The following is a 20,597-nucleotide window of genomic DNA, read 5'->3' as shown; positions in this document are numbered from 1 at the left end:
AAGGTGCCACGGGCGAATAGGTCTTTTCCAGCGTCGTTTTCAGTTGGCCACGATGTTGACCAGCTTGCCCGGAACCACGATCACCTTGCGGATGGTCAGGCCGTCGGTGAAGCGCAGTACGTTCTCGTTGGCGCGAGCCAGGGCTTCCACTTCTTCGCGGCTGGCACTGGCCGCCACTTCGATGTGACCACGCAGCTTGCCGTTGACCTGTACCACCAGTTGCAGGCTGTCCTGCACCAGGGCGGCTTCGTCGACCTGCGGCCAGCTGGCGTCGATCACGGCGCCGTCCTTGCCCAGTTCCTGCCAGATCACGTGGCAGATATGCGGGGTGATCGGGGCGAGCAGCAGGGTGACGCTTTCCAGGCCTTCCTGCAGCAGGGCACGGTCGGCGGCGGATTCGGTCGGGGCTTTTTCCAGCACGTTCATCAGGGTCATCACGGCGGCGATGGCGGTGTTGAACTTGTGGTGCTGGCCCACATCCTGGCTGGCCTGGCGGATGGCCAGGTGGATGGAACGGTGGATGGCCTTCTGCGCATCGTCCAGCGTGGACTTGTCCACGGCGCCCGCAGGACCTGCGTTGACGTGGGACTGGGCCAGACGCCAGACGCGGCGCAGGAAGCGGCTCGCGCCTTCGACGCCGGAGTCGGACCACTCCAGGCTCATGTCCGGCGGCGAGGCGAACATCATGAACAGGCGGCAGGTGTCGGCGCCGTAAGCGTCGATCATGGCCTGCGGGTCCACGCCGTTGTTCTTGGACTTGGACATCTTCTCGGTACCGCCGATTTCCACCGGCAGGCCGTCGGTCTTCAGGCGCGCGCCGATGACCTTGGCCTTGGCGTCACGCTCGACTTCCACGTCGGCCGGGTTGAACCAGTCCTTGCTGCCGTTCGGGTTGGTGCGGTAGTAGGTCTCGGCGACCACCATGCCCTGGGTCAGCAGGTTCTTGAACGGCTCGTCGGAGTCGATCAGGCCTTCGTCGCGCATCAGCTTGTGGAAGAAGCGCGCGTAGAGCAGGTGGAGGATGGCGTGCTCGATGCCGCCGATGTACTGGTCGACCGGCAGCCAGTAGTTGGCGGCCTTCTTGTCCAGCATGCCGTCTTCGAACTGCGGGCAGGCGTAGCGGGCGAAGTACCAGGACGACTCGACGAAGGTGTCCATGGTATCGGTTTCGCGCTTGGCCGGCTGGCCGCATTTCGGGCAGCTGCAGGAGTAGAACTCGGGCATCTTGGCCAGGGGCGAACCGGCGCCGTCCGGCACCACGTCCTCGGGCAGGACCACCGGCAGCTGGTCGGCTGGAACCGGTACGTCGCCGCAGGCGTCGCAGTGGATGATCGGGATCGGGCAGCCCCAGTAGCGCTGGCGGCTGATGCCCCAGTCGCGCAGGCGGAACTGGGTGCGTGCCTGGCCCAGGCCCTTGGCGGCGAGGTCGGCGCCGATGGCGTCGAACGCGGCCTGGTAGCCGAGGCTGTCGTACTTGCCGGAGTTGACGGTGACGACGCTGTCGTCCTTCAGGCCGTACCACTCTTTCCAGACGGTCGGTTCGAAGTCGTTGTCGGCACCGACCTGGGCGATCACCTGCTTGATCGGCAGGGCGTACTTGTTGGCGAACTCGAAGTCACGCTCGTCGTGGCCCGGAACGGCCATCACGGCGCCTTCGCCATAGGTCATCAGCACGTAGTTGGCGATCCACACCGGCAGCTTCTCGCCGGTCAGCGGGTGCTCGACGAACAGGGAAGTGGCGACGCCTTTCTTCTCCTGGGTGGCGATGTCGGCTTCGGCGACGCCGCCGCGCTTGCATTCGTCGATGAACACCTGCAGCGACGGATCGCGCTGGGCGGCCAGGGTGGCCAGGTGGTGCTCGGCGGCCACGGCGACGTAGGTGGCGCCCATCAGGGTGTCCGGACGGGTGGTGAAGACCTTCATCTGGCCGGCTTCGCCGATGGAAGCCTGGTCATAGGGGAAGGCGATCTCCATGCCGCGGGACTTGCCGATCCAGTTGCGCTGCATGGTCTTGACCTGCTCGGGCCAGCCCGGCAGGTCGTCGAGGCTGGACAGCAGCTCTTCGGCGTAGGCGGTGATCTTGAAGTAGTACATCGGGATTTCGCGCTTCTCGATCAGCGCGCCCGAACGCCAGCCACGGCCGTCGATGACCTGCTCGTTGGCCAGTACGGTCTGGTCCACCGGGTCCCAGTTCACGGTGCCGTTCTTGCGGTAGATCACGCCCTTCTCGAACAGGCGGGTGAACAGCCACTGCTCCCAGCGGTAGTAGTCCGGCTTGCAGGTGGTGACTTCGCGGGACCAGTCGATCGCCAGGCCCAGGCTGTTCAGCTGGGACTTCATGTAGGCGATGTTGTCGTAGGTCCAGGCCGCCGGTGCGACGTTGTTCTTCATCGCGGCGTTTTCCGCCGGCATGCCGAACGCGTCCCAGCCCATCGGCTGCAGGACGTTCTTGCCCTGCATGCGGTGGTAGCGGCTGATCACGTCACCGATGGTGTAGTTGCGCACATGCCCCATGTGTAGCTTGCCGCTCGGATACGGGAACATCGACAGGCAGTAGAACTTCTCCTTGCCGGCGACTTCGTCGACGCGGAAGGAGTTGTGTTCGTTCCAGAAGTTCTGGGCCTGGGATTCGATCTCGAGGGGCTGATATTGCTCGTGCATGGCGCGATTTGAACCTGTACGGAAAAGAAGTGTGCAGCCAGGGAGGTCGAGTGGCCCTCCGCTCAACCGACCCCTGAAACGACATGGGCCCGGTGGCTACAGAAAGCCTCGTAGCATACATGACCCCTCCCCGAGCCGGTAGCCCGCGCCGTTTGTCGCACGCTCGGTGTGGCGCGGGGTGGGCCGCTAAGCTTTGCCTGAAGGCGGGAGGTTTCCGCCTGTCTTGAGGTGACTGATGGCTGAGTTGCATCGCACAAGTGCTTCGGGTTCGGGTCTGTATGAACGGTTGCTGCAACGACTGGCGCTGGCCCTGGATGAGGCCGATACCGCCGAACGTTTAAGGGATGAGTGCCCTGTCGAGTTGGAACTGCGCGGCTTGAGCAGTGCGGAGATGGAGTTGATCCGCGCCTACCTCGATCAGGATGTGAACTGGCTGCGCGGCTGGCACGCCGCTGCCGAGGAATTGGCGCTACTGGAGCAGGGGCCGGCACGGGCCTCCCGGCCGCCGCGTCACGTTGCCCCGCCCAGTAGCCGCCCGCGGCTGATCGGGCGCCCGCATCCGCAGCAGTTGCAATGCGCGTTGTGCGGCACGCCGGTGGCCTGGAGCCGCAGCCAGGGTGTGTTGCCCTGCACGTCCTGTGGTTCCCAGTTGTTCCGCAACGCGAAAGCGCGCGGATAGCGCGGTGATCCGTTAGGCTTGGCGCTCGACAAGGAGTCGCCAATGCCGCTTCGCTACATCCTCAAACAGATTCTGATGCCGCCGGGACTGCTGCTTCTGCTGCTGCTCCTGGCGTTTGTCCTGCGCCGGCGTTTTCCTCGCCTCTCCATCCTGTGCTTCTTCAGCGGTTTCCTCGGCCTATTGGTGATGAGCCTGCCGGTGACCGTGGAGTGGGGCGCGCGCCTGCTGGAGCAACAGGCGCCGCTGAAGCAGGCGGACTGGGCGGGGCTGGCGCAGCGCGCCGATGCCATCGTGGTACTGGGTGCCGGCCGGATGCGCGGCGACCGCGCCTGGGACGAGGACCAGCCCGGCCTGATGGCCTACGAGCGGCTGCGCTACGCCGCTCGCCTGGCCAAGGCCAGTGGCTTGCCGGTATTGACCTCGGGTGGACTGCACTACGGTACGCCGCCTTCGGAGGCCTACATCATGGCTCGCAGCCTGAGCGACGATTACGGCGTCGAGGTGCGCTGGCAGGAAGGGATGAGTCGCACCACCTGGGAGAACGCCCTGCTCAGCGCACCCATCCTGCGCGAAGCGGGCATCCGACGCGTGGTCCTGGTGACCCACGCGACGCACATGCCGCGTGCGCTGTGGAGCTTCGAACATGCTGGACTCGAGGTGGTGCCGGCGCCGGTGGGGTATATCGGCGTGGACAATGCCCGGCCGCTGGGTGGCTGGCTGCCGGAAGGGCGGGCGGTCTGGCAGAGCGAGCAGTTGCTCAACGAGGCGATCGGGTTGGTGGGGTATCGGTTGTTCTATCGATGATGCCAGGCTTTCGTGGGAGCGGACTTCGTCCGCGAAGGCTTCCGGCGCGATGCGGGTCTATCGCGGACGGAGTCCGCTCCTACGGTCAGATCGAATTCTGTCCCGTGAATGAAAAAGGGCCTCTCACGAGGCCCTTTTTGCGATCAGCGGAACAGCCGGCGCTCTTCCGGATGCGTCCGCCGACGGACCAGCGCCCACACCAGCAGCACCGCGCCAACGATCACCAGCGGCCAGACGCGCCACTTCAGATAGGGCGTCAGGCCTTGCATTGGTACCACTTCGCCGTGCAGCACGCCTTGCTGGAATTGCGGGATCTGCACCGCCAGCTTGCCGAACGGGTCGATCAGCGCGGTGACGCCGTTGTTGGTGCCGCGCACCATCCAGCGCCCGGCTTCCAGGGCGCGCATCTGCGCCATCTGCAGGTGCTGCAGCGGGCCGATCGACGTGCCGAACCAGGTGTCGTTGCTGATGGTCAGCAGCAGCTGGCTCTGCGCTGCCAGTTCAGCGGCGAATTCCGGATAGACCACTTCGTAGCAGATGTACGGCGCCACGCTGTAGCCCTTGGCCTTGAGCAGCGGCTGGTCGGCCGGGCCGCGGGCGAAGTCGGACATGGGCAGGTCGAAGAAGGCGATCAGGCCGCGCAGGATGTCCTGCAGGGGAACGTATTCGCCGAAGGGCACCAGCTTCTGCTTGAGATAGTCGCCGCTGCCGTCGCCGACCACGGTGATGCCGTTGTAATAGCGCACGCCCTCGGCGGTCTTCTGGCGCACCGGAACCCCGGTGATCAGCGCGGCCTTCTTGGCGGTGGCGACCTCATTGATCATCGCCAGGTAGCCGGCGGCCTGGTCCTTGAGCACGGGAACGGCGGTTTCCGGCCAGACGATCAGGTCGAAGCCGTTCTGCTCGGCCGTCAGGTCGCGGTACAGCTCCAGCTGGTGGGTAACGGCCTTCGGGTCCCACTTCATTTCCTGGGCGATGTTGCCCTGCAGCGCGGCGACCTTCAGCGGGGCGCCGGCCGGAGTGGTCCAGGCATGGCCCTTGTAGGCGATGCCGAGCGCCCAGGGCGCGATCAGCAGGAGCAGGCCGGCGACCAGGCGCGCGGGGCGCTGGGTAAGCGCCGGGATGTTTATGATCAGCGCGCCGCTGAGGGCGATGCTGAACGACACCAGCCACACGCCGCCAATCGGGGCAAGCCCGGCCAGCGGGCCTTCCAGCTGGCTATAGCCGGCGTAGAGCCAGGGGAAACCGGTGAGGAACCAGCTGCGGAACAGCTCCAGCACCACCCACAGCGCGGCAAAGGCCAGCGCGTCGCTGACCGGCGCGTTGTTGCGGCGGAACAGGCGCACCCAGGCCCAGGCGGGCAGGGCGAAGAAGAAGGCCACACCGGCGCTGAAGCCGATCACCAGGAAGGCGGCCAGCGGCCCCGAGGCACCGCCGAAGTCGTGGATGCTGAAGTAGATCCAGCTGGTGCCGGCGATGAACGCACCGAAGCCATACCACCAGCCGCGCCACAGCGCGGAGCCGGCGGTGGTGCCGCGCAGGCCGAGGTAGAACAGGGCGAGGGACAGTAGCGCCAGCGGCCAGTAGCCGAACGGCGCCAGGGCCAGCGGGGTGAGCGCGCCGGCGGCCAGGGCGAGCAAATGGCCTGGCAGGCCGGGGCGGGTGATCCAGCGCATCGGGAATCCTTGTGGCGGTTAAGCGATGCGCAAGAGTAATGGAGAGACGAACGGTAGGCTATGGGGATGGGGGCCAAAAGCCATGAGCCATCTGCAATGTGATGTTGCAGGAGCGGTGGGGATTTGTAGGAGCGAGCTTGCTCGCGAACGGGTTCGCCGGCGACTCCGGCGTTGGGTGGTTCGCGAGCAAGCTCGCTCCTACAAGGGCAGGGGCTCCGCTACGGGGTGGTGTAACGGCGTACAACCGCGAACGGTTGTACGCCCTGCGCTCAGTCCTGCAGCGGGGTCAGGCGCAGCAGGTGCAGCCGGCGACTGTCCGCGTTGAGCACGCGGAAGCGGAAGCCGCCCAGCTCGGTGGTCTCGTTGCGCTTGGGCAGGTGGCCGAAGGCGCTCATCACCACACCGCCGACAGTGTCGAATTCATCGTCGGAGAACTCCGCGCCGAAGAAGTCGTTGAAGGCTTCCACCGGGGTCAGCGCCTTGACGATGAAGTCACCGCTGGGCAGCGGCTTGATGTAGCTATCTTCCTCGACGTCGTGCTCGTCCTCGATGTCGCCGACGATCTGCTCCAGCACGTCCTCGATGGTCACCAGGCCCGCCACGCCGCCGTATTCGTCGATGACGATGGCCATGTGGTTGCGGTTGGCGCGGAACTCGCGCAGCAGCACGTTCAGGCGCTTGGACTCGGGCACGAAGGTGGCCGGGCGCAGCAGATCCTTGATGTTGAAGGCGTGGTTCTGGTCGTGAAGGATCAGCGGCAGCAGGTCCTTGGCCAGCAGGACGCCCATGATGTCGTCCAGGCTCTCGCCGATCACCGGGTAGCGCGAATGCGCCGCTTCGATGATGGCGGGGAGGAAGTCGGCGGGCTTCTGCGTCGACTTGATGGAGATCATCTGCGAGCGCGGGATCATGATGTCGCGGACCTGGAGGTCGGCCACCTGGATCGCGCCTTCGACGATGGACAACGCCTCGCTGTCCAGCAGCTTGTTGTCGTGGGCTTCGCGCAGGAGCTCAAGCAGCTCCTGGCGGTTTCTCGGCTCATGGGCAAAAGCCTGGGTGATCTTGTCCAACCACGACTTGTGCCCATTGCTCGATCGGTCTTCGCTCATCTTTCCTTGCTCGTTGGCGTTTATTCTTCGTCGGCCGCATACGGGTCCGGATGACCCAGTTCGGCCAGCAATTCCCGTTCCAGGCCTTCCATTTCCTCGGCTTCGGCATCTTCGATGTGATCGTAGCCGAGCAGATGCAGGCAACCATGGATAACGAGGTGAGCCCAGTGGGCCTCGACGGACTTGCCCTGTTCGGCGGCTTCGCGCTGCACCACCGGGGCGCAGATCACCAGGTCGCCGAGCAGCGGGATGTCCAGCAGCTCGTCGGGAACGTCGGCGGGGAAGGACAGTACGTTGGTGGCGTAGTCCTTGTGTCGCCAGGTCTTGTTCAGTTCGCGGCCTTCGCTTTCATCCACCAGGCGGATGGTCAGCTCCGAGTCGTTCTGGCGCTGGCGCAGGGCCAGTTCGCACCAGCGGCGGAAGTCGGCTTCGCTCGGCAGGCCGGGTGCTTCGGAAGCAATCTGCAGGTCCAGCTCAAGCATGCTTGCCGCCCTGGCTCTCGACCCCGGTCAGGCGGTTCTCGTACGCGTCATAGGCATCGACGATGCGCTGCACCAGCGGGTGGCGCACCACGTCCTTGGACTTGAAGTGGGTGAAACTGATGCCGGGCACGTCGCGCAGCACTTCCATCACGTGCTTCAAGCCCGAGCGGGTGCCTTTCGGCAGGTCGACCTGGGTGACGTCGCCGGTGATCACCGCGGTGGAGCCGAAGCCGATGCGGGTGAGGAACATCTTCATCTGTTCCATCGTGGTGTTCTGGCTTTCGTCGAGGATGATGAAGCTGTTGTTCAGCGTACGGCCGCGCATGTAGGCCAGCGGCGCGACTTCGATCACCTGGCGCTCGATCAGCTTGGCCACGGTCTCGAAGCCGAGCATCTCGTACAGCGCGTCGTAGAGCGGGCGCAGGTACGGGTCGATCTTCTGCGACAGGTCACCGGGCAGGAAGCCGAGCTTCTCGCCGGCTTCCACCGCCGGGCGCACCAGCAGGATGCGGCGGATCTGCTCGCGCTCCAGGGCGTCCACGGCGCAGGCCACCGCGAGGTAGGTCTTGCCGGTGCCGGCCGGGCCGATGCCGAAATTGATGTCGTGATCGAGGATGGCCTTTACGTAGCGCTGCTGGTTGGCGCCGCGCGGGCGGATGTGCGCCTTGCGCGTCTTGAGCGTCACCAGGGGCGCTTCGGGCGCGTTGGCCAAGTCTTCCAGGCCGGATTCCTGCAGGAACAGGTGAACCATGTCGGGCGTCAGCTCGGTGCCGTTCTGCACTTCGCGGTAGAGGCGCTGCAGCAGGTTTTCGGCCGCTTGGGTGCGCTCGGGCTCACCGACCAGTTCGAACTGGTTGCCACGGTTGCGGATCTCGATGTCGAGGCGCTTCTCGATCTGGTGCAGATGCTCGTCGAACTGCCCGCACAGGTTGGCAAAGCTGCGGGCCTCGAAAGGTTCGAGCATGAAACGATGGATATCCAGAGGGGCGTTCAAGGGTTCTCTAAGTCGCCGTATTGCGAAAGGGGAATGGTCGAAGAATAACCCCGGGCGAGCGAGTACGAAAGTTCGGACGCCATCGGGGCATTCAGCGGTCGATGATCAGTGATGGGCTTCCACGAGGGTGGCGCGCAGGGAGTTGGGCAGCGCCTCGTAGATTTCCACGTCGACGAACTGGCCGATCAGGCGCGGGTTGTCGCAGCGGAAATTCACCACGCGGTTGTTTTCGGTACGGCCTTGCAGCTGGCCCGGGTCGCGCTTGGCATAGTCGGTGACGAGGATGCGCTGGACGGTGCCGACCATCCGTCGGCTGATCTCGAAGCCCTGCTGCTGCAGGCGGCTGTTGAGGGTCAGCAGGCGCTGCTTCTTTACCTCTTCCGGGGTGTCGTCGACCAGGTCGGCGGCCGGGGTGCCGGGGCGCGAGCTGTAGATGAAGGTGAAGGAGAAGTCGAAGCCGACGTCTTCCACCAGCTTCATGGTCTGCTCGAAGTCCTGCTCGGTTTCGCCGGGGAAGCCGACGATGAAGTCCGAGCTGATGCAGATGTCCGGCACCGCCGCCTTCAGCTTGCGGATGCGCGACTTGTATTCCAGCGCGGTGTGGTTGCGCTTCATGGCCGCGAGGATGCGGTCGGAACCGGCCTGCACCGGCAGATGGACGAACTTCACCAGTTGCGGCACTTCGGCATGGGCGGCGATCAGCGCGTCGGAGAATTCCAGCGGGTGCGAGGTGGTGTAGCGGATGCGCTCGATGCCATCGACCTCGGCGACCACGCGGATCAGTTCGGCGAAGTCGGCGATGCGTCCGTCGTGGGTCTGGCCACGGTAGCCGTTGACGTTCTGGCCCAGCAGGGTGACTTCCTTCACGCCGTTCTCGGCCAGGTGGATCACCTCGGCGAGCACGTCGTCGAACGGCCGGCTGACTTCCTCGCCGCGGGTGTAGGGCACCACGCAGAAGGTGCAGTACTTGCTGCAGCCTTCCATCACCGAGACGAAGGCGGTGGGGCCGTTGACCTGCGGTTCGGGCAGGCGGTCGAACTTCTCGATTTCCGGGAAGGACACGTCTACCTGCGGTTTGCGGGTGGTGCGGGCGGCGTCGATCATCTCCGGCAGGCGGTGCAGGGTCTGCGGACCGAAGACCACGTCGACGTAGGGCGCGCGCTCGCGGATCGCCGCGCCTTCCTGGCTGGCCACGCAGCCGCCGACGCCGATCACCAGGTTCGGGTTCTGCTGCTTGAGTGCGCGCCAGGCGCCCAGCTCGGAGAACACCTTCTCCTGCGCCTTCTCGCGGATCGAGCAGGTATTGAGCAGGATGACGTCGGCTTCTTCGGCCTTCTCGGTGATTTCCAGGGCCTGGTGTTCACCCAGCAGATCGGCCATTCGCGAGCTGTCGTACTCGTTCATCTGGCAACCGTGGGTCTGGATGAAAAGCTTCTTGGCCATGGAATCTGTCTTGAGCTGGTTAAAAAATGACCGCGCATTATATGCCTCGGCGCGGGCGTCTGCCACCGCTGGCTGAGTGGCGAGGGCGCGGCTGTGCTATGCTGCGTGCCCATTTTGCAAAGCTGTCATCCTTCGTTCATGAGCAAGCGCGAGAACCCGATCTACAAGGTGGTCTTCCTCAACCAGGGCCAGGTGTACGAGATGTACGCCAAGCAGATCTATCAAAGCGATCTGTGGGGCTTCCTGGAGATCGATGAGTTCGTCTTCGGCGAGCGCACCCAGGTGGTGGTGGACCCCAGCGAGGAGAAGCTGAAGGCGCAGTTCGACGGCGTCATCCGCAGCTTCGTGCCGCTGCACTCGATCATCCGCATCGACGAAGTGGAGCGCCTGGGCACCGCGAAGATCAGCGAGGCCAAGATCAGCGGCAACGTCATGCCGTTCCCCATGCCGATGCCGGGCAAGGACAGCTGATTCACTCTCACTATTCAGGTGGGGTGAGGGGCTCTTGATCTTGTAGGAGCGAGCTTGCTCGCGAACCGCCCAGCACCGAAGTCAGCCGTATAGTCCTGTTCGCGAGCAAGCTCGCTCCTACAGCGTATGTGAACCTGGCGTGAGTCAGGGCAGCGGCGAGAACGGCGAGTTGCCGGCGGTCTGCAGTTCGATGAGGTAGTTGCGGAAAATCTGCCCGAGCACCTTGGTGGCGATGTCCAGCTCATCCTTGTTCATCTGCTCGGCGACCAGGTCGGCGCTGTCCATGGCGTCTTCGGCGCCGTTCACCGCGGCCATCTTCAAGACGATGTAGGCCTGCACGTTATTGGCCTTCACCCCTTCACCGCGGAAGAACATGGTGCCCAGGCGCAGCTGGGCATTGGCATGGCCCTGCAGCGAGGCTTTCTCGAACCAGTGCAAGGCTGCCTGGAAATCGCGCGGGGCGAGGTCGCCGGTGTAATAGAACTCGCCCAGTTCGTACTGCGCTTGCGCATCGCCGCCATTGGCGGCCTGCTGGCAGCTGGCCAGAGCCTGTTGCAGCTGTTCGGGGACGGTATTGAGGACGCAGCGGCCGGTCGCCGGAATCAGCAGCGAGTTGCCGCCCGCCTGGGTCAGCAGGGGGAAGGCGAGCAACAGGCAACCCAGGAGCAGGGTACGACCGGTGCGGTACATGGGGAACAGCGGCCTCCAGAATCGGGGCGGGCAAAGCCCGGCCGGCGAATTGCGCCAGCTTTCACATTATGAAATAAGCAGGCGCTTCCTTACAAAGTCTTTACCTTCTTTTCTGATTTTTCTGCTGCGGCGGTAAGAACAGCGAGGACGGGTGTAACGCGGGAATAACAATGGGGCAAAGCGGAAGGCGCCCGTTCGGGCGCCTTCCCGGGCTTACTTGAGTGCGGCGAAGGCGCGCTCGGCGGCGTCCAGGGTCAGTTTCAGCTCGGTTTCGCCGTGGGCGATGGAGGTGAAGCCGGCCTCGAAGGCGCTCGGCGCCAGGTACACGCCGGCGTCCAGCATCAGGTGGAAGAAGCGCTTGAAGCGTTCCACGTCGCTGCCCATCACGTCCTCGAAGGTGACGATGTCGTCCGCGCCGGTGAAGTACAGGCCGAACATGGCGGCGCCCGCCTGGGTGGTCACAAAGGGTACTCCGGCGGCGTCGGCGCGCTCCTGCAGGCCTTGCAGCATGCGGGTGGTGTAGGTGGTCAGCTCGTCGTGGAAGCCCGGACGGCTGATCAGGCGCAGGGTGGTCAGGCCGGCGGCCATGGCCAGCGGGTTACCCGACAGGGTGCCCGCCTGGTAGACCGGGCCGAGCGGGGAAATCTGCTCCATGATCTCGCGCTTGCCGCCGAAGGCGCCCACCGGCATGCCGCCGCCGATGATCTTGCCGAAGGTCGACAGGTCCGGGGTGATGCCGTAGTGCGCCTGGGCGCCGCCCAGGGCAACGCGGAAGCCGGTCATCACTTCGTCGAAGATCAGCACCACGCCGTGCTGGTCGCACAGGCGGCGCAGGCCTTCGAGGAAGCCCGGGGCCGGCGGTACGCAGTTCATATTGCCGGCGACCGGCTCGACGATGATGCACGCCACTTCCTTGCCGACTTCTGCCAGGGTCTTTTCCACGGCGGCGATGTCGTTGAACGGCAGGGTCAGGGTGTGCTTGGCGAAGGCCGCCGGCACGCCGGGGGAGTTCGGCACGCCGAAGGTCAGGGCGCCGGAGCCGGCTTTGACCAGCAGGCTGTCGGAGTGGCCGTGGTAGCAGCCTTCGAACTTGATGATGCTGTCGCGGCCGGTGTAGCCACGGGCCAGGCGGATGGCGCTCATGGTGGCTTCGGTGCCGGAGCTGACCATGCGCACCATGTCCATGGACGGAACCAGGGAGCAGACCAGGTCGGCCATTTCCACTTCCAGCGCGGTCGGCGCGCCGTAGGACAGGCCGTGGTCGAGCTGCTTGCGCACGGCGTCGAGCACGTCCGGGTGGCTGTGGCCGAGGATCATCGGGCCCCAGGAGCCGACGTAGTCGACGTAGCGCTTGTCATCCTCGTCCACCACGTAGGCGCCTTCCGCGTGCTTGAAGAACAGCGGGGTGCCGCCGACGCTCTTGAACGCGCGCACCGGCGAGTTCACGCCACCGGGGATGTGTTTCTGGGCATTGGCGAAAAGCGTTTCGGAACGGGACATGGGGAACCTCGCGAAGCTGTCGGGTGCCGGGCGCGTGGGCGCTCAGCGGGTTTCGAAGAATTGGCTGAAGGCGCGGGCGCGCTGTTCGACTTCGGCCGGAGTGTCGGCGGCGAACAGCGCGTGGATCACGGCGATCATGTCGGCGCCACGGGCGATCAGCTCGGGCGCGTTGTCCAGGGTCACGCCGCCGATGGCCACCAGCGGCACGTTGAAGCGGGCCTTGGCCTGTTCCAGCAGTTCGACGCTGGCGGCCGGCGCGCCCGGCTTGGTCTGGGAATTGAAGAAGCGACCGAAGGCGACGTAGCTGGCGCCGTCGGCGATGGCCTGTTCGGCCAGCTCGAGACTGGCGTGGCAGGTGCCGCCGAGCACCGCGTCGCGGCCGAGCAGGGCGCGGGCGGCGGCCAGCGAGCCGTCGGTCTGCCCCAGGTGCACGCTGACGCCCAGGCGTGCGGCCAGTTCGGCGTCGTCGTTGATCAGCAGGGTGGCGCCGTAGCGCGCGCAGAGGTCGCGCAGCGCTTCGGCTTCACGCAGGCGGCGCGAGGCATCGTCGGACTTGTCGCGGTACTGCAGCAGCTTGGCGCCGCCTTTCAGGGCCGCTTCGACGTAGGGCAGCAGGCGGCCGCCGTCGAGCAGCTGGCTGTCGGTGATGGCGTAGAGTCCGCGCAGTTTCATCAAGGCCTCGATCATTGGAGCGGTTGGATCAGTTGCAGTAGTCCAGCGGCAGGCGGCGCGGTACGTACTGGCCGTGGCCAGGGGCTTCCGCGTCGCGCAGGGTGCGCCAGGTGTAGTCCAGGGCGCTGCGCACCGCGCTCACCAGTTCCTCGCCCAGGGCCAGGCGGCCGGCGAGGGTGCTCGCCAGGGTGCAGCCCGAGCCGTGGTAGCTGCCCGGCAGGCGCTGGCAGGTGAAGGTGTGGCGCTGGCCGTCGCGGGTGTACAGGCGGTTGTGCACTTCGGATTCGTCGCCATGACCGCCGGTGATCAGCAGGTGCTGAATGAACGGCAGCAGCTTCTCCGCGCACTCGTCGGCCGAGCCCTCGGGCAGTTCGGCGAGGATGCGCGCCTCAGGCAGGTTCGGCGTGGCGATGGCGGCGATCGGCAGCAGCCGCTCGCGCATGGCATAGCCGACGTCGTCCTTGCCCAGCGAACCGCCACCGCCGGCGCGCAGCACCGGGTCGCAGACCAGCGGCACGCCCGGCAGGGACTGCATGATCTCCACCACGGTGTCGACCATCTGCACCGAGCCGAGCATGCCCAGCTTGACCGCCGCCACCGGCATGTCGGCGATCACGGCGTTGGCCTGGGCCAGCACCCACTCGCGGTCGAGCACGCGGAAGTCGGAAACGTTGACGGTATCCTGAACGGTCAGTGCGGTGACGGTCGGCGCCGCGTGGCAGCCTTGGGCGATCAGGGCTTCGATATCGGCCTGCAGGCCGGCACCGCCACTGGGGTCGTGGCCGGACAGGCAGAGCACTACGGGACGGGAGGTTGGCGTTTTCATGGCGCGGGAGCTTATCACCAAAATGTGGCCTTGAGCTGACCGAACGGTCCGATCCGCGTCGCTCGCAGGGCCCTCCGGGTTGAGTGGCCGAATGCCACGTGGCACAAGGCCTGTGCTAGAGTTCGCCGATTCCAACACAACGCCTCTACGGCGCGCCGAAGCGGGAGATGGGGCTCCCCGGCGCGGCTGTCGGCGGCACTGCGGGGCACCATGCGGCATTGGCTGATCTTCCTGATCGTTCTTCTTCTCTCGCCGATGGCGAACGCCATCACCTTCGACGAGCATGTCGGGCAATTGCCGCTGGGCCGGGCAATGGATGTGTTCGAGGATGTGCGCGGCACGGCCGATATCACGGAGATCAGCTCCCCGGCGCTGGCCGCCAGCTTCCGCCGGCACGAGCGCGACGTGCTCAATGCCGGCTACTCGCGCTCGGTGTTCTGGCTGCGCCTGGACCTCGACTACCAGCCGAAGGCTTCCCATGACCCCGCCAACTGGCTGCTGGAACTGGCCTACCCGCCGCTGGACAAGCTCGACCTGTACCTGCCCGACGGCAAGGGCGGCTTCAAGCTCGCCCAGCGTACCGGCGATACCCTGCCGTTCGCCAGCCGACCGATCCGCCAGAACAACTACCTGTTCGACCTCAAGCTGGAGCCCGGCCAGCCGCTGCGGGTGTACCTGCGCCTGGAAAGCCAGGGCTCGATCCAGGCGCCGCTGACGCTCTGGTCGCCCAAGGCCTACCTGGAAGAACAGCCGGGCCGCATCTACGTGCTGGGCATCATCTACGGCGTGCTGCTGGTGATGCTGATCTACAACCTGTTCATCTTCCTCAGCGTCCGCGACACCAGCTACCTCTATTACATCCTCTATATCGCCTCGTTCGGCTTCTACCAGATCTCGGTCAACGGCGCCGGCATCGAATACTTCTGGCCCAACAGCCCCTGGTGGGCCAACGCCTCCACGCCCTTCCTGATCGGCTCGGCCGGCCTGTTCGGCTGCCAGTTCGCCCGCAGCTTCCTGCATACCCGCGAGCACAGCCTGTGGATCGACCGCCTGCTGCTGGTGCTGATGGCTGTCGGCGCGCTGGTGATGACCCTGGCGCTGACCGTCAGCTACGCCGTCGCCCTGCGCCTGGCCACTTACCTGGCGCTGGCCTTCACCGTGGTGATCTTCACCGCCGGCATCCTCGCCTGGCTGCGCGGCATGCGGGTGGCACGCTATTTCATCTTCGCCTGGACCGCCTTCCTGCTCGGCGGCGTGGTCAACACGCTGATGGTCCTGGGGTTGCTGCCCAACATCTTCCTCACCATGTACGCCAGCCAGATCGGTTCGGCGCTGGAGGTGGGCCTGCTGTCCCTGGCGCTGGCGGATCGCATCAACGCCATGAAGGAAGAGCGCACCCGCATCCTCCAGGAAACCAGCCGCAAGCTGGAGCAACTCAACCTGGAACTGGCCAGCAGCAACCGCCTGAAGGATGAGTTCCTCGCCACTGTCACCCACGAACTGCGCACGCCCATGAGCGGGGTGATCGGCTCGCTGGAACTGATGCAGACGGTGCCGATGGATGTCGAGCTGGCGCAGTACCACAAGACCGCCAACGGCTCGGCGCGGGACATGATGCGCATGGTCAACGACATCCTCGCGCTGCTCGAACTGCAGGCCGGCAAGCTCTATCCGCGCCGCGAGCCGTTCAGCCTGCGAGGCCTGTGCGATGGCCTGCGCGCGCAGTACGCGCCGCGCGCCGAGGAGCGCGGGCTGCGCTTCGAGCTGCAACTGGACGAGAGCCTTCCCGACACCCTCGAAGGCGATGCCGGCAAACTGGCTCAGGCGCTGGGTTACCTGATCGACAACGCCATCAAGTTCACCCACCACGGCGGCGTCAGCCTGCGCATCAGCGGTACGCCCAACGCGGAAGGACTGGCGCTGCGCCTGGAGGTCCAGGACAGCGGGATCGGGTTCACCACGCCGTCGGATGGCTCGCTCTACCAGCGCTTCCATCAGCTCGACGGTTCGCTGACCCGCGAGTACGGCGGCCTGGGCATCGGCCTGGCGTTGTGCCGCAAGCTGGTGGCGCTGCTGGGTGGCGAGCTGTCCCATGAGTCCGCGCCGGGGCAGGGCAGCTGCTTCAGCCTGACCCTGCAGGTCGGCCAGCCGGTGCAGAGCATCGCGCCGCCGCCACGCCGCGCGGGTGGCCAGGCGCTGCGTGGTCCGGATCAGTGCACCGTGCTGGTGGTGGAGGACAACGCCATCAACCAGCTGGTGATCCGTGGCATGTTGCTCAAGCTCGGCTACCGCGTGCGGACTGCCGACAATGGCGCCGAAGCCATCGACCTGCTGCGCCGCGAGTCCGTCGATGCGGTGCTGCTCGACTGCCAGATGCCGGTGATGGACGGCTTCGCGACCTGTCGCGCCCTGCGCACCCTGCCCGGTTGCAGCGATTTGCCGGTGCTGGCGATCACCGCCCACAGCCACAGCGGCGACCGCGAACGCTGCCTGGCCGCCGGGATGAGCGACTACCTGGCCAAACCGGTGAAGTTCGAGGAATTGCAGACGCTGTTGCATGACTGGCTGCTGTGCCAGCCGGCGTTGACCAGCCACGCGTGACGATCAGCGCGCACCGTCCCTGTAGGAGCGGGCCATGCCCGCGATGGGCCACGCCTCGCGCCGGACAGCATCGCGGACGGAGTCCGCTCCTACGCGATCCCAAATCCCTCTGCCAGCCCAATAAAAAACGCCGCGCTACCTTCCGGTAGCGCGGCGTTTTTCGTTAACGAGCAGTCAGGCTCAGACCTTGACGACCCAGCCTTCCGGGCCTTCGACGTCGCCAGTCTGGATGCCGGTCAGCTCTTCGTAGAGACGACGGGTCACCGGGCCGACTTCATCGCGGCTGTAGAACACGTGCAGCTTGTCGTTGTACTGGATGCCGCCGATCGGGGTGATCACGGCAGCGGTACCGCAGGCGCCGGCTTCCTTGAAGCGCGCCAGGTCGTTGATCTCGACGTCGCCCTCGATCACCTTCAGGCCCAGGCGCTGGGCGGCCAGCTCCATCAGCGACAGACGGGTGATACCCGGCAGCACGGAGCTGGAGCGCGGAGTGACGAACTCGTTGTCGTGGGTGATGGCGAAGAAGTTGGCCGAGCCCACTTCCTCGATGCGGCTGTGGGTGGCCGGGTCGAGGTAGATGCAGTCGGCGAAACCGGCCTTCTTGGCCTGGGAGCCCGGCAGCAGGCTGGCGGCGTAGTTCCCACCGACCTTGGCGGCGCCGGTGCCCTGGGGAGCGGCGCGGTCGTAGGTGGAGATCATGAAGTCATGGGGCTTCATGCCGCCCTTGAAGTAGGCGCCGACCGGGATGCAGAACACCGAGAAGATGAACTCCGGGGCCGGGCGCACACCGATGTTGTCGCCAACGCCGATCACGAACGGGCGCAGGTACAGGGCGCCGCCGGAGCCGTACGGGGGAATGAAGCGCTCGTTGGCGCGGACGACCTGCTTACAGGCATCGATGAACTGCTCTTCGGACACCTGCGGCATCAGCACGCGGGCGCAGCTGCGCGCCATGCGCGCGGCGTTCTGGTTCGGGCGGAACAGGTTGATCGAGCCGTCCTTGCAGCGGTAGGCCTTCAGGCCTTCGAAGCACTGCTGGCCGTAGTGCAGCGCCGTGGAACCCTCGCTGATGTGCAGGGTGTTGTCCTCGGTCAGCTTGCCGTCGTCCCACAGACCATCGCGCCAATGGGAGATGTAGCGGAAATCGGTCTTGATGTAATCGAATCCGAGCGAGCCCCAATCGATGTCTTTTTGTTCCATGGTTGCCTCATTCAATGGGATTACCGGCCGCTTTCGCCTGCAAGGGAGTGGCAGGCGAGCGTCCGGACAGATGACTTCGGGACCCTGACGGCGGGCGCGGCCTGGATCGACCAGGATTCGGCTGCGCGGCGGGAACGGCGTTCTCCGCGTGATGGTCGCCACCAGGACTCCACCAGGACTTGCCATGATACCGGCGATAATCGCGGCTGTCGGCACTTGCAGGCGAATATCCCTGCCATCAGTCGCATCGGGAACCGTGCGACACCCCCGAACGGAGGTTGCACAGTCTTGTCCGGATAGGCACTACCGCTGGCGCTTTTGCCCCTTTGGGTAAGAAATGAAGCATGGTTCACTGCTTGAAAGTCCTGAATCCGGATTCAGAGCATGGCCTACCGTGTCACCGAAGCGCGCCTGCGCCGAGACGTCGAGGAACGCGAGCGGATACTTTCCCTGGCGCTGGCCCGGGTAGCCGACGGCGGTTTCGCCGCGCTGACCATGCAGACCCTGGCCGACGACGCCGGCATCGCCACCGGCAGCCTGTACCGGCATTTTCGCGGCAAGGGAGAGCTGGCCGCCGAAGTCTTCGCCCGCGCCAGCCAGCACGAAGTCGATGCCCTGGCCAAGGTGCTGCATGCGCCCGGCAGCGCCACCGAACGCCTGACGCGCGGGCTGCGCCAGTTCGCCGCGCGCGCCTGGGGCAGCCGCCAGCTGGCCTTTGCGCTGATCGCCGAACCGGTCGACCCCGAAGTCGACGAGCAGCGCCTGGTTTACCGCGAAGCCTACGCGGCGCTGTTCGTGCAGTTGCTGGAGCAGGGCATCGCCCAGGGCGAATTCCCGTTCCAGCCCGTTCACCTGGTCGCCGCCTGCCTGGTCGGCGCCATCGCCGAGGCCCTGGTCGGGCCGTTGTCGCCGCCGGCACGCGCCGCGCGGGATGCCGGCCAGCCCGGCGCGTCGCTGGCGGATGTCAGCGATGCCCTCGTCCATTTCTGCCTGCGCGCCGTCGGTGCGTCCCTTTCCGCCCTGCAAACGCCTGCCAAGGAGGATCAGCCATGAGCCTGCACGAGTACGCCGAAACCCATGAAGTGACCAACCAGGTACCGCCGCTGGATGGAGCCAACCTCTACCGCATCGACCTGCCGCTGCAGGAATGGGTGCGCCGCTACGAGGGCGGCTGGGCCGAGCAGAAACTCGACGCTTACGGTGCGCTGGCCGGCGGGCCGCTGATGGCGGCGGGCTTCCTGGCCAACGAGAACAAGCCGGTGTTCAAGTCCCACGACCGCTACGGCCATCGCATCGACCTGGTGGAATTCCACCCGGCCTACCACGAGCTGATGCGCGCGTCGATCGAAGCCGGGATTCCCTCCATGCCCTGGACCGACCCGCGCGCCGGCGCCCAGGTCGCCCGCGCCGGCCTCAGCTACCTGCACAGCCAGGCCGAAGCCGGCACCGGCTGCCCGCTGACCATGACCTTTGCCAGCGTGCCGGCCCTGCGCCTGCAGCCGGATATTGCCGAGAAATGGCTGCCGAAAATCCTCGCCACCCAGTACGACCCGCGCAACCTGCCCATCGAGCAGAAGAGTGGCGCCACCATCGGCATGGCCATGACGGAGAAGCAGGGCGGTACCGACGTGCGCGCCAACACCACCCGCGCCTACCCGTTAGGCATCCCCGGCCCGGGCCAGGCCTACGAACTGGTCGGCCACAAGTGGTTCTGTTCGGCGCCGATGTGCGACGCCTTCCTTACCCTGGCCTATACCGACAAGGGCCTGACCTGCTTCCTGCTGCCGCGTCACCGTCCGGACGGCAGCCGCAACGAGTTCTACATCCAGCGCCTGAAGAACAAGCTGGGCAACTGGTCCAACGCCTCCAGCGAAGTCGAGTACCGTGGCGCGCTGGCCTGGATGATCGGCGAGGAAGGCCGCGGCGTTCCGACCATCATCGAAATGGTCGCCATGACCCGCTTCGACTGCATGATCGGCTCAAGCTCGCTGATGCGCCAGGCGCTGACTCAGGCCGCGCACCACTGCGCCTACCGCCAGGTGGGCGGTCGCGTGCTGGCCGAGCAGCCGCTGATGCAGAACGTGCTGGCCGACCTCGCCCTGGAAAGCGAAGCCGCGCTGGCGCTGACGATGCGCATGGGCCGCGCCCTGGACCGTCTGCATGACGAACAGGAAGACAAGTTCGCCCGCCTGGTCACAGCCGTGGGCAAGTACTGGATCTGCAAGCGCGCCCCCGCGATGATCAACGAGGCCGCCGAATGCCTGGGCGGCGCCGGCTACGTCGAGGACACCATTCTCCCGCGCCTGTACCGCGAGGCACCGGTCAACTCCACCTGGGAAGGCTCGGGCAACGTGCAGTGCCTGGACGTGTTGCGCGCGCTGTCGAAGGAGCCCGGCGTGCTCGACGCACTGTTCGCCGAGCTGGGCGATGGCCACGGCGATGCGCGACTCGCTTCCTTTATTGGCAACCTCAAGGCGTCCTTCGCCGACACCCACGACATCCAGTACCGCGCCCGCCAGCTCACCGAAAACGTGGCGGTCGCCCTGCAGGCCAAGCTGCTGCTGGAGGCGGGCAACGCGACGGTGTCAGACGCCTTCATCGCCAGCCGCCTGAGCGACGGCGGCCGCGTCTACGGCACCCTGCCGCGCGGGGTGGATGTGGAAGCGCTGGTGGCGCGGGCGACGCCGCATCTGGCGTGAGGAAAAATCCCCGCACAGGCGGGGATGGCTCGCACAGGCGTATCAGTTGCGTCAGTTCTTCAAATTGACCAGAATAAAGACCTGTTTGGA

General features: G+C 65.9%; 17 protein-coding genes. 6 read left to right on the top strand and 11 right to left on the bottom strand.

All coding sequences use genetic code 11. The features are described 5' to 3' along the window. Positions 1 to 39: 39 nt before the first annotated feature. Entirely contained in the window at positions 40 to 2,661 is a 2,622-nt protein-coding gene (gene leuS / locus ACQ5BL_RS24375) for a leucine--tRNA ligase (RefSeq protein WP_243805182.1), read from the bottom strand. A 235-nt stretch (positions 2,662 to 2,896) separates the two neighbouring features. Here leuS and ACQ5BL_RS24370 point away from each other — a divergent pair, with 235 nt between their 5' ends. Both ACQ5BL_RS24370 and ACQ5BL_RS24365 read left to right on the top strand, forming a co-directional pair. Next, positions 2,897 to 3,340, top strand: coding sequence for a hypothetical protein (locus tag ACQ5BL_RS24370; protein ID WP_243805183.1), 444 nt, complete (start codon positions 2,897 to 2,899; stop codon positions 3,338 to 3,340). A 42-nt stretch (positions 3,341 to 3,382) separates the two neighbouring features. Continuing rightward, entirely contained in the window at positions 3,383 to 4,144 is a 762-nt protein-coding gene (locus ACQ5BL_RS24365; protein ID WP_243805184.1) for a YdcF family protein, read from the top strand. A gap of 143 nt (positions 4,145 to 4,287) precedes the next feature. Here the strand turns inward: ACQ5BL_RS24365 and lnt are convergent, their stop codons facing one another. From lnt to miaB, 5 genes are all read right to left on the bottom strand, one after another. Further along, positions 4,288 to 5,820, bottom strand: a complete 1,533-nt coding sequence (gene lnt, locus ACQ5BL_RS24360) for an apolipoprotein N-acyltransferase (protein WP_243805185.1) — start codon at positions 5,818 to 5,820, stop codon at positions 4,288 to 4,290. 269 nt (positions 5,821 to 6,089) lie between these two features. Beyond that, the gene (locus ACQ5BL_RS24355) at positions 6,090 to 6,929 is read right to left on the bottom strand and encodes an HlyC/CorC family transporter (protein WP_207884650.1); all 840 of its coding nucleotides are present in this window, start codon (positions 6,927 to 6,929) and stop codon (positions 6,090 to 6,092) included. A 20-nt stretch (positions 6,930 to 6,949) separates the two neighbouring features. After that, the gene (gene ybeY, locus ACQ5BL_RS24350) at positions 6,950 to 7,411 is read right to left on the bottom strand and encodes an rRNA maturation RNase YbeY (protein ID WP_243805186.1); all 462 of its coding nucleotides are present in this window, start codon (positions 7,409 to 7,411) and stop codon (positions 6,950 to 6,952) included. After that, positions 7,404 to 8,405 carry a PhoH family protein gene (locus tag ACQ5BL_RS24345; RefSeq protein WP_243805187.1) on the bottom strand — a complete coding sequence of 334 codons (1,002 nt, stop codon included), beginning with the start codon at positions 8,403 to 8,405 and terminating at the stop codon, positions 7,404 to 7,406. The genes ybeY and ACQ5BL_RS24345 overlap by 8 nt, the downstream gene beginning before the upstream one ends. A 105-nt stretch (positions 8,406 to 8,510) precedes the next feature. After that, positions 8,511 to 9,848 (bottom strand): tRNA (N6-isopentenyl adenosine(37)-C2)-methylthiotransferase MiaB, encoded by a 1,338-nt coding sequence (miaB, locus tag ACQ5BL_RS24340; RefSeq protein ID WP_243805188.1) that lies wholly within the window; start codon positions 9,846 to 9,848, stop codon positions 8,511 to 8,513. Between the two features lie 138 nt (positions 9,849 to 9,986). Between miaB and ACQ5BL_RS24335 the strand changes: the two genes are divergently transcribed. Beyond that, positions 9,987 to 10,319 (top strand): DUF1820 family protein, encoded by a 333-nt coding sequence (locus tag ACQ5BL_RS24335; protein WP_430293302.1) that lies wholly within the window; start codon positions 9,987 to 9,989, stop codon positions 10,317 to 10,319. A gap of 144 nt (positions 10,320 to 10,463) precedes the next feature. Here the strand turns inward: ACQ5BL_RS24335 and ACQ5BL_RS24330 are convergent, their stop codons facing one another. The 4 genes from ACQ5BL_RS24330 to ACQ5BL_RS24315 form a co-directional block, all read right to left on the bottom strand. Continuing rightward, on the bottom strand, positions 10,464 to 11,009 hold the full coding sequence (locus tag ACQ5BL_RS24330) for a tetratricopeptide repeat protein (RefSeq protein WP_207884645.1): 546 nt from the start codon (positions 11,007 to 11,009) through the stop codon (positions 10,464 to 10,466). 213 nt (positions 11,010 to 11,222) lie between these two features. Continuing rightward, positions 11,223 to 12,509, bottom strand: coding sequence for a glutamate-1-semialdehyde 2,1-aminomutase (gene hemL / locus ACQ5BL_RS24325; RefSeq protein WP_243805189.1), 1,287 nt, complete (start codon positions 12,507 to 12,509; stop codon positions 11,223 to 11,225). Positions 12,510 to 12,551: 42 nt separating this feature from the next. Beyond that, a complete protein-coding gene (gene thiE, locus ACQ5BL_RS24320; protein ID WP_243805190.1) occupies positions 12,552 to 13,181 on the bottom strand; it encodes a thiamine phosphate synthase in 630 nt (209 codons plus the stop codon). 28 nt (positions 13,182 to 13,209) lie between these two features. Then, positions 13,210 to 14,007: a hydroxymethylpyrimidine/phosphomethylpyrimidine kinase gene (locus tag ACQ5BL_RS24315; RefSeq protein WP_243805191.1), complete on the bottom strand. Its 798-nt coding sequence runs from the start codon at positions 14,005 to 14,007 to the stop codon at positions 13,210 to 13,212. A 210-nt stretch (positions 14,008 to 14,217) separates the two neighbouring features. Between ACQ5BL_RS24315 and ACQ5BL_RS24310 the strand changes: the two genes are divergently transcribed. Next, positions 14,218 to 16,608: a hybrid sensor histidine kinase/response regulator gene (locus ACQ5BL_RS24310; protein WP_243805192.1), complete on the top strand. Its 2,391-nt coding sequence runs from the start codon at positions 14,218 to 14,220 to the stop codon at positions 16,606 to 16,608. A gap of 180 nt (positions 16,609 to 16,788) precedes the next feature. On the opposite strand, the gene ACQ5BL_RS24305 is transcribed toward ACQ5BL_RS24310, so the two are convergent. Next, entirely contained in the window at positions 16,789 to 17,808 is a 1,020-nt protein-coding gene (locus tag ACQ5BL_RS24305) for a branched-chain amino acid aminotransferase (protein WP_207884640.1), read from the bottom strand. A gap of 384 nt (positions 17,809 to 18,192) precedes the next feature. On the opposite strand from ACQ5BL_RS24305, the gene ACQ5BL_RS24300 reads away from it, so the two are divergent. Both ACQ5BL_RS24300 and ACQ5BL_RS24295 read left to right on the top strand, forming a co-directional pair. Next, positions 18,193 to 18,861 carry a TetR/AcrR family transcriptional regulator gene (locus ACQ5BL_RS24300; protein WP_243805193.1) on the top strand — a complete coding sequence of 223 codons (669 nt, stop codon included), beginning with the start codon at positions 18,193 to 18,195 and terminating at the stop codon, positions 18,859 to 18,861. Continuing rightward, entirely contained in the window at positions 18,858 to 20,507 is a 1,650-nt protein-coding gene (locus tag ACQ5BL_RS24295; RefSeq protein ID WP_243805194.1) for an acyl-CoA dehydrogenase family protein, read from the top strand. Before ACQ5BL_RS24300 ends, ACQ5BL_RS24295 begins: the two co-directional genes overlap by 4 nt. Positions 20,508 to 20,597: the final 90 nt, after the last annotated feature.

Source organism: Pseudomonas sp. B1-22 (assembly GCF_050474425.1).
In the GTDB taxonomy this organism is placed as follows: Bacteria; Pseudomonadota; Gammaproteobacteria; order Pseudomonadales; family Pseudomonadaceae; genus Pseudomonas.
The sequence above is the reverse complement of the archived record's forward strand: the minus strand, read 5'-3'. Positions and strand labels throughout refer to the sequence as shown.

Coding starts and splice junctions, on each gene's coding strand:
- ACQ5BL_RS24305 (WP_207884640.1), bottom strand. CDS start 17,808: ATGGAACAAAAAGACATCGATTGGGGCTCGCTCGGATTCGATTACATC.
- leuS (WP_243805182.1), bottom strand. CDS start 2,661: ATGCACGAGCAATATCAGCCCCTCGAGATCGAATCCCAGGCCCAGAAC.
- miaB (WP_243805188.1), bottom strand. CDS start 9,848: ATGGCCAAGAAGCTTTTCATCCAGACCCACGGTTGCCAGATGAACGAG.
- thiE (WP_243805190.1), bottom strand. CDS start 13,181: ATGAAACTGCGCGGACTCTACGCCATCACCGACAGCCAGCTGCTCGAC.
- ACQ5BL_RS24365 (WP_243805184.1), top strand. CDS start 3,383: ATGCCGCTTCGCTACATCCTCAAACAGATTCTGATGCCGCCGGGACTG.
- ACQ5BL_RS24295 (WP_243805194.1), top strand. CDS start 18,858: ATGAGCCTGCACGAGTACGCCGAAACCCATGAAGTGACCAACCAGGTA.
- ACQ5BL_RS24310 (WP_243805192.1), top strand. CDS start 14,218: ATGCGGCATTGGCTGATCTTCCTGATCGTTCTTCTTCTCTCGCCGATG.
- ACQ5BL_RS24330 (WP_207884645.1), bottom strand. CDS start 11,009: ATGTACCGCACCGGTCGTACCCTGCTCCTGGGTTGCCTGTTGCTCGCC.
- ACQ5BL_RS24355 (WP_207884650.1), bottom strand. CDS start 6,929: ATGAGCGAAGACCGATCGAGCAATGGGCACAAGTCGTGGTTGGACAAG.
- ACQ5BL_RS24300 (WP_243805193.1), top strand. CDS start 18,193: ATGGCCTACCGTGTCACCGAAGCGCGCCTGCGCCGAGACGTCGAGGAA.
- hemL (WP_243805189.1), bottom strand. CDS start 12,509: ATGTCCCGTTCCGAAACGCTTTTCGCCAATGCCCAGAAACACATCCCC.
- ACQ5BL_RS24335 (WP_430293302.1), top strand. CDS start 9,987: ATGAGCAAGCGCGAGAACCCGATCTACAAGGTGGTCTTCCTCAACCAG.
- lnt (WP_243805185.1), bottom strand. CDS start 5,820: ATGCGCTGGATCACCCGCCCCGGCCTGCCAGGCCATTTGCTCGCCCTG.
- ACQ5BL_RS24370 (WP_243805183.1), top strand. CDS start 2,897: ATGGCTGAGTTGCATCGCACAAGTGCTTCGGGTTCGGGTCTGTATGAA.
- ACQ5BL_RS24315 (WP_243805191.1), bottom strand. CDS start 14,007: ATGAAAACGCCAACCTCCCGTCCCGTAGTGCTCTGCCTGTCCGGCCAC.
- ybeY (WP_243805186.1), bottom strand. CDS start 7,411: ATGCTTGAGCTGGACCTGCAGATTGCTTCCGAAGCACCCGGCCTGCCG.